The 11,696-nt window shown below is 61.8% G+C and carries 9 protein-coding genes and 2 tRNA genes; 6 read left to right on the top strand and 5 right to left on the bottom strand.

The genetic code is table 11. The annotated features are described in order from the left end of the window. Positions 1 to 385, bottom strand: a 385-nt coding sequence (locus tag ACJWXQ_RS08070) for an HPF/RaiA family ribosome-associated protein (RefSeq protein ID WP_406672548.1), incomplete at its 3' end; no start/stop codon positions are given. A gap of 157 nt (positions 386 to 542) precedes the next feature. Here ACJWXQ_RS08070 and gltX point away from each other — a divergent pair. The 3 genes from gltX (at position 543) to ACJWXQ_RS08055 (ending at position 2,230) form a co-directional block, all read left to right on the top strand. Then, a complete protein-coding gene (gene gltX / locus ACJWXQ_RS08065; RefSeq protein ID WP_406672547.1) occupies positions 543 to 1,964 on the top strand; it encodes a glutamate--tRNA ligase in 1,422 nt (473 codons plus the stop codon). A gap of 79 nt (positions 1,965 to 2,043) precedes the next feature. Further along, positions 2,044 to 2,119 (top strand) — tRNA-Ala (locus ACJWXQ_RS08060). 35 nt (positions 2,120 to 2,154) lie between these two features. Continuing rightward, positions 2,155 to 2,230: transfer RNA gene (locus ACJWXQ_RS08055), tRNA-Glu, on the top strand. 41 nt (positions 2,231 to 2,271) lie between these two features. Here ACJWXQ_RS08055 and ACJWXQ_RS08050 read toward each other — a convergent pair. Then, positions 2,272 to 2,898 (bottom strand): hypothetical protein, encoded by a 627-nt coding sequence (locus ACJWXQ_RS08050; protein ID WP_346051215.1) that lies wholly within the window; start codon positions 2,896 to 2,898, stop codon positions 2,272 to 2,274. Further along, positions 2,895 to 4,310, bottom strand: a complete 1,416-nt coding sequence (locus ACJWXQ_RS08045; protein ID WP_406672546.1) for a hypothetical protein — start codon at positions 4,308 to 4,310, stop codon at positions 2,895 to 2,897. Before ACJWXQ_RS08045 ends, ACJWXQ_RS08050 begins: the two co-directional genes overlap by 4 nt. A gap of 433 nt (positions 4,311 to 4,743) precedes the next feature. On the opposite strand from ACJWXQ_RS08045, the gene ACJWXQ_RS08040 reads away from it, so the two are divergent. The 3 genes from ACJWXQ_RS08040 to ACJWXQ_RS08030 all read left to right on the top strand — a co-directional run bounded on the left by ACJWXQ_RS08040 (position 4,744) and on the right by ACJWXQ_RS08030 (position 9,726). Continuing rightward, entirely contained in the window at positions 4,744 to 5,976 is a 1,233-nt protein-coding gene (locus ACJWXQ_RS08040; protein ID WP_346051213.1) for an HD-GYP domain-containing protein, read from the top strand. Between the two features lie 232 nt (positions 5,977 to 6,208). Further along, positions 6,209 to 7,273: a ParM/StbA family protein gene (locus ACJWXQ_RS08035; protein ID WP_346051212.1), complete on the top strand. Its 1,065-nt coding sequence runs from the start codon at positions 6,209 to 6,211 to the stop codon at positions 7,271 to 7,273. A gap of 146 nt (positions 7,274 to 7,419) precedes the next feature. Continuing rightward, on the top strand, positions 7,420 to 9,726 hold the full coding sequence (locus ACJWXQ_RS08030; RefSeq protein ID WP_346051211.1) for an N-acetylmuramoyl-L-alanine amidase: 2,307 nt from the start codon (positions 7,420 to 7,422) through the stop codon (positions 9,724 to 9,726). Between the two features lie 57 nt (positions 9,727 to 9,783). On the opposite strand, the gene ACJWXQ_RS08025 is transcribed toward ACJWXQ_RS08030, so the two are convergent. Both ACJWXQ_RS08025 and ACJWXQ_RS08020 read right to left on the bottom strand, forming a co-directional pair. Beyond that, the gene (locus ACJWXQ_RS08025; protein WP_346051210.1) at positions 9,784 to 10,485 is read right to left on the bottom strand and encodes a methyltransferase domain-containing protein; all 702 of its coding nucleotides are present in this window, start codon (positions 10,483 to 10,485) and stop codon (positions 9,784 to 9,786) included. A 109-nt stretch (positions 10,486 to 10,594) separates the two neighbouring features. After that, positions 10,595 to 11,578 (bottom strand): glutathione S-transferase family protein, encoded by a 984-nt coding sequence (locus ACJWXQ_RS08020; protein WP_346051209.1) that lies wholly within the window; start codon positions 11,576 to 11,578, stop codon positions 10,595 to 10,597. Positions 11,579 to 11,696 lie beyond the last annotated feature (118 nt).

The following is an 11,696-nucleotide window of genomic DNA, read 5'->3' as shown; positions in this document are numbered from 1 at the left end:
GGTCGTGGACTTCATCCGCCTGGGCCTTGCCGGGCTTGTCGCCACGGCCCTTTTTCAGGTCCTTGCGCTTGTCGATGGCGGCGCGCAGCCGCTTTTCAGCCGTCTTGAAGGTCCGGGACAGGGCCTGGTGGGCATCCTCGGACTTCTTGTCGGCCTCATCCTGAGTGTGATGGACCACGACCTCCTGGCCCGGTACGCGCATGTCGATGCGCACCTCATAGAGGTTCCCGGCCCCCTTGGTGTAATGGGCGGCCTCAATGAACACGCGGCAGGACTGCAATTGGGGGCACACACCTTCCAGTTTTTCCGCCAGTTCCCTGGTGCGTTCCTCCAGGGCATCGGAATGGTCCATATTGTTGAAATGAACCTCGAGGGGCAGTTGCATGAAGCCTCCTTCTCTCACTGTGGGTAGGCGGGCGGTGGCGGCAAGGCCGACTCGATCACCCGTCACTACACAATGGGGGGTACGGCCGCCGAGTTCAAGCTGCCTTTCCCGGTCGCCGGTCTGCTAAAATGGACGCTTTTTCCGCTGGAGGAATGGCATGACGATTCGGACCCGCTTTGCGCCCAGCCCCACCGGCTATCTGCACATCGGTGGCGCCCGCACGGCGCTGTTCTGCTGGCTCTACGCCCGCAAGCATCAGGGCAAGTTCGTGCTCCGGATTGAGGACACGGATCGCGAGCGTTCCACACCCGAGTCCGTGCAGGCCATTCTCGATGGCATGGAGTGGATGGGGCTTGATTACGATGAGGGCCCCTTCTACCAGACACAACGCTTTGATCGTTATCGGGAGCTGATTCAGAAGCTGCTTGATGAGGGCAAGGCCTACCGCTGCTATTGCACCCGTGAGGAACTGGATGAGATGCGGGAGGCTCAGCGGGCGCGCAAGGAAAAGCCACGTTACGACGGCCGCTGCCGTGACCGGAGTGACGCCCGTGAAGGGGTGGAGCCGGTGATCCGTTTTCGTAATCCCCAGGATGGGGCGGTGGTCTTCGATGACCGGGTTCGCGGTCATGTGAGCTTCAACAACAGTGAGCTGGATGATCTGATCATTGCCCGCTCCGATGGCACGCCGACCTACAACTTCACCGTGGTGGTGGACGACATGGATATGCAGATTACCCATGTCATTCGTGGTGATGACCATCTCAATAACACCCCGCGGCAGATCAACATGATCCGGGCTCTGGGCGGCGAACCACCGGTTTATGCCCATGTGCCCATGATTCTCGGCTCCGATGGGGCCCGGCTGTCCAAGCGCCACGGGGCGGTGAGCGTGCTCCAGTACCGGGAGGAGGGCTATCTGCCCGACGCCCTGATCAATTATCTGGTCCGCCTGGGCTGGTCTCACGGAGACCAGGAAGTCTTCAGCCGGGAAGAGATGGTCGAGCTGTTCGATATCGATGAAGTCAATCGCTCGGCCTCTACCTTCAGCCCGGAAAAGCTGCTTTGGCTCAACCAGCATTACATCAAGGAAAGCGAGCCGGGAGACGTCGCCAAGGCCCTGGCGCCGCTGCTTGAGGCCCGTGGCTGTGATCTGTCCGCGGGGCCATCCCTGGAACCCATCGTGGTCTCGCAGCAGGAGCGTGCCAAGACCCTGGTGGAAATGGCCGACAACAGTCTGTTTTTCTTCCGGGATTTTGATGAATTCGATGAAAAGGCAGCGAAGAAGAATCTGCGTCCGGTCGCCGAAGCGCCGCTTGAGGCTGTAAAGGCGGCCCTTTCGTCATTGGAGGACTGGCAGGCGGAGAAGATCCATGCCGTGGTCAATGCCGTGGCCGAGGAGCAGGAGCTCAAGCTTGGCAAGGTGGCGCAACCCATTCGAGTCGCAGTTTCTGGCGGGCCGGTATCGCCCCCCATCGACCAGACGCTTGCGCTGCTCGGTCGGGAAAAGACAGTGGAACGCATTGATCGGGCACTGGCTTACATACAGAGCAGAAAGGAATCTGCCGAGAGTGCTTGACAGGCGCGAGGCGCTCCTGCAAAATGCGCGCCTCGTTGGTTGAGCGCACGTCGCGGCGGGGCGCTCCAGCAAGAAACAAGGGGCCATAGCTCAGCTGGGAGAGCGCCTGCATGGCATGCAGGAGGTCGGCGGTTCGATCCCGCCTGGCTCCACCAAACAAGCTAGGCCAGCAGATCTGAAAAGTTTCTGCGTCCCCATCGTCTAGAGGCCTAGGACACCGCCCTTTCACGGCGGCGACCGGGGTTCGAATCCCCGTGGGGACGCCACTATAAAGAGCACCGACAGTGTCGGTGCTCTTTTTTTTGCTTCAACGGCAGGGCGGCAATTGTTCCAGGGGGTGGTCCAGAGTGTGGACCTGGATGCGACTCGCCCCCAGCTCATGCAGGTGGCGGATCCAGCGATTGCGTTGTTCAAGCGGGTCCGATTCAGGGTCTGGAATCAGCAGGTGAGCACGCCAGCCGGCGCCATGGCGTCCCCGACCCGGCTCATCCTCAATGGCTGGTGGTGGACCGGCGTTCGATGGTGACATGGCCAGATACAGGCAACGTGTCCCGGTCGGCGGGGCCAGCTTCCCAGCCAGACTGGAAAGCAGATAGCCCAGCTCCGAGTTGCTGCGGGCGTCAGCGCTCCTAACTTTGTCATGCAGGAGACGCAGCTCCCGTGTCGCGGTGAGAGGGCGGTCGGATAGCCGCGTGATCAGGTAAGGTACGTCAGACTCCTCGGTGTCCCATGGTGCAATCAGCAACTGATCGCCGGGATTCTGGTCCAGCAGGAAGCGACGCTGGAGGGCGTCGAGCCGGTCGGCATGCCTATGGCTGGGCAGGCTCTCATGGTCCACGGCCAGCGCGCGGGTTATTACTTCCTCCTCACTGGCCGGAGCGCAAGCGCACAGGACCAGCCCCGCCAGTAGCAGCAATGAAAGGCGGGTCTTCATACCTCCTCGCCTCCCCCCAGGCCGGGTTCCCGGCGGCGAAAGCGGCGCTCCAGGCTGAGCGGGACGACGATGATCAGATCGTAGATATAAACCAGCAGGTGGCCGGCACTGGAGATCAACCGGGCCAGTAGCCGTGTCAGCGTGGCCAGGGTGCCAATCAGGAAGGCGGCGGAAAGCAGCAGGGCGACCCGAGCGGTCTGAAAGAAGGACTCCAGGGCCGGGACCAGGGCAATAAAGGCGAAGGGAAGGATGAAGCCCATCACCATCTGAGCCATGGCCGGGACAATGCGAAGGTCCGGGCTGCCGGTCGCGATCCCCTGTTCCAGTTCACGGCGTAGCCATTCGGACTCCAGGGCAATAGTGTCGCGGGTAAAAGCCAGCCCGGCTTCGGTCAATGCCAGCAGGATCAGGGCAACGCTTGCTATGCCCAGGAGTACGCGACGGGACAGGGCCGACATGCGGCTGATCGGCAGCAGCAGGCGCGTGATTCGCGCGGTATCGGAGATCAGCAAGGCGAGACCCATCTGGGCAGCGGTTACGGCAATGGCCGTGAAAGGAGCCGCCTGGAAGGGGCCGATGTTCGCCTGTGTCCCGAACGCTTCCTGTAGCGGTGTTGCCAGCAGGTGATAGTTGACCAGTGTGATCATTGCGCCCACCAGAAGCAGAAAACCGCTGATGCCCAGGTTCAGTGCCAGCCAGGCCCTGAATCGACTGGTCTGGGTGTTTCGCTGAGCCTGGAGGGTCTCGAAGCGTCGGATGCGGCGGTTTGTGGCTACCAGTCGTTCATCAAGATTGGCCAGGCGCTTCTCCAGGCCTTCCAGACTGTCTCGGGCCTGCTGCCAGACCGGCTGGAGCCTGCCCAGGTGGTGTTGGGCCTGACGGGAATGCCGATCATGCTGGCCGGTAAGTTGCTGGCAACTTTTCTCCACGCTCACTCGCAAGGCATCCAGCGTATCCCGGAGGCTGGAGTCGGCCTTGTCCTGAACCGCGGTGATCTTTTCTACCAGCTCTCCCCAGGCGGCGGGAGGTTCCGGCAGGGCGGGGCCCGCCTCGTAATCCCGCTCCAATTGAGCAATGTTGCCTTCGATGGCCTCCTTGAGGGCCGGCGCTTCCTTCAGGGCGCCGTGAACATGGTTTCGCAACTGCTCCAGCTCCCGGCTGGTGAGTCGGCGCTGGTGTTCACCCACCAACTGATACAGGGCACTCTGACCGCCCCGGCGTAACTGCGTCCCCCAGACCGCCATGGCTCGGTGGGCGACCCGCAAGGTGCTGGTCAGGGCCCGGGTCAGCCCCAGCAGGATTTCATGCGCCGTGCTGCGCGCCAGATACAGCAGCCCGATGGCGGCAACGACGAGAACGAGCAGGTCAATCCAGAAGTTGCCGCTGACCGGGAACCGATCATCCAGTGACATGTTATTCCCCGATTTGTCAGTTTTGTTCTGTGGGCGAAGGCCCGTCTCGCTTCAGTCTAGCAGGGCGCGTCGGCAATTTGCGGTTGCTGCATTTCAGGGTTTGGGTAAAATAGCCCGAAAATTTGAGGGTTGCCCGCTGCAAGGCCCTGTTCGGACAACGCCAGGAGCGTGTCCTTGTGCCTTTTGTCAGCTCAAGTTAACCGGTCATGCAGCCGATACCTTGATCATGACCTGTCAAGGGCATTAAGGCCCTGGGCGGGTGATATACTCTGACTTGCCTGCCACGCCTGCAACAGGCGGGGCGACGCATCCGGGGGGGACTGCGGGCCGGTCTAAGCCTAAATCCATATCGTGAGGGGATGGATGGGCAGGCCCGATTGACCTGGATGGTGCCGCCTGAGCGGTACTTCGCCGCATCCGGAGGACCGGATTAATGAAGTGCAAACTGAAAGTTACCGATGTTTCCACCGGCATGTACGTAGCCGAGCTGGATCGACCCTGGCTGGAATCTCCCTTCCTGTTCCAGGGGTTTACCGTGGAATCCCGGCGTGAACTCGCCCAGCTACGCGAGAGCTGCCAGTTCGTCTATGTGGACATTGAGCGTTCGCGGCCGGACCTGCAGTCGAAAATTCAGCGAGCCGCTGTCCTCGACCGTGGCCGGGGTGGCTCAGTGCTCAGCGAAGAGGCGCCCGCCGAGCACCGCTTCAAGTCCATCAAGCGGGAATTGGCCCGGGCCCTGGATATTCGCCAGAAGACCAGTCAGTACCTGGAAGTGCTCATGGATGATGCCCGCATGGGCAAGCACGTCAGTATCCAGGGCGTGAGAACAGTCGTGACCGAGTTGCTGGATACGATCCTCAGCAATCCGGCGGCCTCCCTCTGGCTGATCCAGTTGCGGGACAAGGATGAGCACACCGCGCTCCATAGCATCAATACCGCTGTCATCAGCATGATCTTCGCGCGCCACGAAGGCCTGGGCCGCGATGACATCGAGGCCGTGGGCATGGGTGGATTGCTGCATGATATCGGCAAGGTCCGTGTCGCTCGCAGCATCATTCATAAGGACGGTCCGCTTGATGACGACGAGATGGCTATCATGCGTGCCCATCCGGAGCAGGGGTATCGCCTGCTGATGCAGTCCGGTGGGGTGCCGGATGCCGTATTGCGGATCGTACGCCAGCACCACGAGCGTCTCGATGGCAGCGGCTATCCAGATCGTCTGGTGGGCGAGCGCATAGATCCGCTGGCCCTGATGGTGGGGCTGGTGGACGTCTACGACGCCATGACCGGCGACTGGCCGAATTCGCCGCCGCTGTCGCCGCACAAGGCATTGGCCAAACTGCGCAAGGAGTGCGCGGAGCAGTTCGGTAATGAGCGCATTGAGCGCTTCATTCGTTGCATGGGCGTCTACCCCATCGGCACGGTGGTCAGCCTGAGCAACGGTGCGAGGGGCATGGTGGTGACCCAGAACCGCAGCAACCGGCTCAAGCCCGTGTTGATGATGCTGGAAGATCCGCGTGGCAATCCTTATCGCCGCCGGCCCCTGGTCAATCTGGCCGCAGAGGATCGTGGCGGGGTCAGTTGGGGCATTCAGAATGCCGTCGACCCTCATGAATTCGGGGATGATCGTCTGCGCTCCATCACCGCGGCCGAGTCCTTGATCTAGAAAACAGCCTCTCGGGCCTGCCAGGTTCCTGGCAGGCCCCGATTTTTTCTGGATTATGGTCACTTTTCCGAGAGGGGTGGGCAGTGTTTGCTCAATCCTCGGGATTCTCCGGCAAGTCTGGGCGGGAATGGATTGATCGCAGGTCCCCTACCTGCTACAACTACTCAGGAACTCTGACGCCCCCAGCCGGGGCAACCAGTCACCCAACTTAGCGAGCCAAGGGGGTTACGCAGTGGAACGATGCATCGGTCTCGACCTTGGTTACGGTTTCGTCAAAGTCTTTGACGGCCGTGACAGTCATTCCTTCCCGTCCGTGGTGGGCGAGGGCGGTTCCGGCACGCCCATGTCCCTCGGCTTTCGCAAGCCGCGGGTGACGGAAGACCTGCGCGTGACCGTCGGCGGGAAGTCCTATTTCCTCGGCGATCTGGCCATCCGTCATTCCCGGATTGCGCACCGTGGCCTGTCCGCCACGCGAACCGAAGGCAATGACATCAAGATCCTCTTCCTCGGTGCCCTCAGCCTGTACTGCACCGATCCCATGAACACTTTCTATGTGGTTACCGGCCTGCCGCCAGGGCGGATGCACATGGCGCACGAACTGGTGAACCTCATGCGGGGCGATCATCAAATCGTGCGCGAGATTGGCGGCAACCGCTTCGATTGCAATGTCCGCCTGGACAACATCGAAGTGGTCCCGCAGCCGGTGGGGACCTTCTGGTCCGAGGTTCTGGACGAGCAGGCTCGAATTCAGACGGATTCCCCGCTGATGAAGGGCCGTGTGGGTATCATCGATATCGGCTTCCGTACCAGTGACCTGTCCACCATTATCGACGGCGATTATGCGCCGGCCTTCACCCGCACCGTCCCCATCGGGATTTCCGTGGGCTACGATGGCATTTCCTCGGCCCTGGCGACCCAGTATGGCCTGGAGTGTGAAACCCACACGCTGGACGAGGCGGTGATCAATGGCAGTATCAATGTGTCCGGTCGCGAAGTGGACATCACCGGCCTGAGAGATCAGGTGTTTGGTGAAGTGGCCACCAAGCTGCTGGTGGAAATCCGCTCTCTCTGGCAGGTGGCCGGTTATGACCACGTCCTGCTTACCGGTGGCGGTGGCCAGGTACTGGAGAAATACCTCAAGGAGCATATTCCCCAGTTGCGTCTGGTGGACGAGCCGGTTTCCGCCAATGCCCGTGGTTACTATCGCTGGGCTTACCACAATGTCCAGGGCAACCAGACTGCTGGCGACATGGACAGTGGTAACCAGCAACGCACCGCCGACGCGGAAAACTGGTAAGCCGAAAGGTACATTTCAGTGCCTTGACGAAAACCCGGCCCAGGCCGGGTTTTCTTTTTTTCCCAAATATGTGACTCGGTTCACAGAACCTACCCCGACAGACTCGGCACAGTGGAATCTCCTGAACGCCAGCCATGGGGGAAATCATGCCGAGAATGTTGCCCAGTTCTTTAGTCGCCGCGAGCCTGTTGTCGCTCGCTTCCAGTCTCGTATGGGCCCAGGGGAGTGTTGCCTCCAGTAGCTTTCCCGGCGCCGATACAGCGCTTGAGGAAGTGGATTTTCGCAGTCATCGCGGTTTCAGCCTCGCCGAGGATGGTGGCTGGATGCAGCTCGACATGGATGTTGACGGTGTCCGGCCCGGCAAGGACAGTGGTAGCGCGGTACTGCTCAGTGAAGCAATCAGCGTCCCGCTGACCGATCCAAGGCCCTTCATTGCCGTTGCCCCGGTCATCCACGGCCATCGTCCGGCCCATGCCGGGGTCGTCGTCGAGCTGCGGGCCTCTTTGGATGGAGAACGCTGGGGCGAGTGGCAGGAAGCCAGTGATCACGGTCACGGCCCGGACACCGGGCCCGGTCTGGCGCAGAGGCTGAAAGTGGACCTGGGTGACCAGGTCATGCCCGGTGAGCTGGCCTTCTTCGATCCCGAGACTCGCTACCTTCAGTACCGGGTCAGCCTGTCCGCTGATTTTCTGGGGAATCGGCCACGGCTTGCGCGTCTCTCCCTGCATTTCATCAGCCCGGGCGAGACCACCGAATCCCTGGCAAGCAAGCCCCTGGCTGACGAGGGGCGTTTGCTGCCCCAGAGCGCGCAGCCGGGTTATGTGCCGCGTAGTAGCTGGGGCAATCTATCCAATACCGCCTGGCATCCGCTCGCCAACGTCAGCCAGCTTGTGGTGCATCACACGGTCTCCGCCAACAGCTCCAATGACTGGGCCGCGGTGGTTCGCAGTTTTTACAATTACCACGTCAACTCCCTGGGCTGGTCGGACATTGGCTATAACTGGCTGGTCGCCCCCGACGGTACCCTGTTCCAGGGCCGGGCACACCGCCCTGACGGCAATACCGATGTGGTGGGCGCCCATGTGGCCGGACACAACAGTTACACCATGGGCCTTGCCTATATCGGCACCTATACCAGTGTGAATCCTAGTGCGGCGGCGGTTGAGACTGGGGCACAGCTGCTTGCCTGGAAGGCCGCCCAGCACGGGATCAGCACTTCCCTGATTCGCGGGCACCGAGACTATGGCGCCACGGCCTGCCCCGGGGATAGCCTCTACGCCCGCCTGTTCGACACCCTCCGACCTCGTGTGCAGCAAATTCTGGACGGCGACAGTGGCGAGCCGGAGCCGGACTACGACGTTCTCTGGCATCGGGCGGCCGCAAAGAACGCCAACCCCTGGTATTTCGGCGACAATCGCCAGCGGGGACTCGCCGTCGCAGGGGACCGACTCTATGTGGTCAGCCGTCACTCCGAGACCTGGGGGCCCCATGTCATGATCCATCAGAGCGCGGATGGCGCAGGCGTGGATGGCGGTGGCGCCAGTCTGCTCACCGATGGCATTGCCGGCGGCACGCTGGTACTCAATGACATTGATGCCGACGATGATGGCGGGCTGTTCGCGGCCAACCTGACGGTGGATATGAGCGGCGATGCCTTTCGGGTCTATTACTGGCCGGATGATTCGGCGGTTCCGCTGACAGTGGTCAATTTCTCCGGCACTGCGCCCCATCGCGTCGGCGACCGGATCACGGTCACCGGCTCCATGGCCGCCGGTACGGCCACGATCTGGGCCCCTGCCAGCAACGCCCCGGTGATCTACCGTTGGCACCAGAACGGCGATGGCTTCAATCAGTGGCCCCAGGCCATTCACCTCTCCGATGGGGCGAGCGGTGCCGCTGCCGGCGTTGCGCCGCTGGCCAATGGGCGTTTCCTGTGGAACGCGGCGGGCGAGCACCTGCGCCTCTACGAAGGTGACGGCAGTCTCCTGGGGACGGTGCCGGGCGCCGTGGTGGCCAGGGACTCCAGTGGCGTTCGCGTCCTGGGGCGGGATGGCAATGACCTCTGGGCGGCGGTCTACCAGTTTGGCACCTCGAACGAGAATGCCCGCATCGTGCGGATTCCGCAGACCGATCCGTCGACAGCCGGCACCCTGGGGGTCAGCCCCTCACTGGCCCACCATGACAATCCCAATGCCACCGGTGATATCAGCATCCGGCGCAACGGCAATGGCAGTATCGATGTCTTCGTGCTTGCGACCAACAATGGGCTGGGTGCCTACCGCGTGGAGGATGTGGCTGCCGAGCCGGCTGGGCTGCAGGCGGCTCCCCGGCATCAGGGAGAGTCTGTCGGTCCCGTCAGGACTCGCCCGGTCTCTGTCTTGCCGGAGTCCTCGGGTGGGGACACGCCTGTGACCGATGAACTTGTTGAAGGCGGGGAGGGGCAACTGCGCTGAGTGTCTGCGCCTGCAATTCCGAAAAACGGCCGGCTCCGCCCGGAGCCGGCCCTGTTTTCAGGCAATGTCGCCCAGGGAAGTGTTGTTCTCCCGGCGCTCACCTTCGGTGATCGGAGATTCGTCTTCGGGCCGTGGCTTTTCCGCCTGGCTGCGGTAGTGAACCAGTTTCCAGTAGCCAAGGAAATTGGCGCGATGGATGCCCAGTTCTTCGTAGCCCGCCGGCCGGGGCAGCTCCGAGAGGTCCATGCTCGGTCGGAAGCCGAGAACCCGGGACAGGGGCGTCAGGCACCATTCCAGGCCTCGCAGGAGAGGATTGCTGGAGGCGAAATGGTTGATCACCATCAGGTCGCCGCCCGGCTTGCAGACCCGCGCCATCTCTGACATCAGGCGATCCGGATTGGGTACCACCGAGGCCACGTACATGGCAATGACAGCATCAAAGCTGTCGTCTTCGAAGCTGAGCTGCTCCGCGTCCATCTCCAGCAGCGCTTCCACGTGGTCAAGTGATTGCTCGTCAACGCGGCGGCGGGCAATGTCCAGCATGTCCGTGCTGATATCGATACCCACCACCCGGGTATCCGGCTGGTAGTGGGGCAGGGACAGGCCCGTGCCCACGCCAACCTCAAGGATCCGCTTGCCGCTCTGGGGATCAAGGCGCTTGATGGCCATATCCCTGCCCGGGGCGAAAACCGGCCCGAAAACCCGGTCATAGTAGCGGGCATAGCGCCTGTAGGCGGACTTGATTGATGGAATATCCATCCGGGCTAGACCTCAAAAGGCAAATGGGTGGATGGCGCCGGGCTTCTGCCCCGGCGCCGAGTTCAGCCCAAGCCTAGACGATCGGAACCCGTGGTCGCAAGCGTCGCCCTCAGTTGGAAAAGCGATCCCGGTCGTGAGGGTCGTCGAGATTGAGTACCGGGCCCCGCGGGACAATCCGGGTCGGGTTGATGTTGCCGTGGCTGTAGTAGTAGTGGCGCTTGATGTGGCGCAGGTTGACCGTCTCCGCCACCCCGGGGACCTGGTAGAGCTCACGGGTGTAGTTGAGCAGATTGGGATAATCCGCGATCCGGCGGAGATTGGTCTTGAAATGGCCCACATAGACCGGGTCGAAGCGCAACAGGGTGGTAAACAGCCGCCAGTCGGCTTCGGTGAGCGTATCGCCCACCAGATAGCGTTGCCGGGACAGCCGCTGCTCCAGCTCGTCCAGGGCCTGAAACAGCGCTTCGAAGGCCTCTTCATAGGCCGCCTGGCTGGTGGCGAAGCCGCAGCGATAGACCCCGTTGTTAACCTGGTGATAGACCATTTCATTGATGCTATCGATGTCCTCACGCAGTTCCTTCGGGTAGTAATCCGTGTCGACGTCGGTGAAGGCCTGAAATTCGCTGTTGAGCATGCGGATGATATCCGCTGACTCGTTGCTGACGATGGTTTCGCGCTTGCGGTCCCAGATCACGGGGACGGTGACCCGGCCGGTGTAATGGGCATCGGCACGGGTGTAGACCTGGTGGAGGAAGTTCGAACCGAACAGCGGGTCTGCCGTGCCATCGGCCTGGTCGCCGAATTCCCAGCCATTCTCCAGCATGTCCGGATCCACCGGCGATACGCTGATCACCTCTTCTAGCCGCTTGAGCTTGCGGAATATCAGGGTCCGGTGGGCCCAGGGGCAGGCATAGGAGAAATAGATGTGGTAACGGCCGGGCTCCGCCTCGAAACCGCCTTCACCGTTTGGGCCGGCGCTGCCATCTGCGGTGATCCAGTTGCGAAACTGGGCCGATTCCCGCACAAAGCGGCCACCGTGCTTTTCGGTGTCATACCATTGATCAACCCATTTGCCCTCAACTAGCAGTCCCATGGTGCATTTCCTTCGATTCAGAGATTTCAGGGCTGGCGCGACCGCAGGCCTAACGCCTGTCGGTCGCGCCGATTCAATGCTGGCTATTCAGTCGATCCCCAGTCGTTTACCAAGGCTC

It is taken from the genome of Natronospira sp., from assembly GCF_007134575.1.
Classification (GTDB): Bacteria; Pseudomonadota; Gammaproteobacteria; order Natronospirales; family Natronospiraceae; genus Natronospira; species Natronospira elongata.
This window is presented reverse-complemented; position numbering and strand designations above follow the sequence as displayed.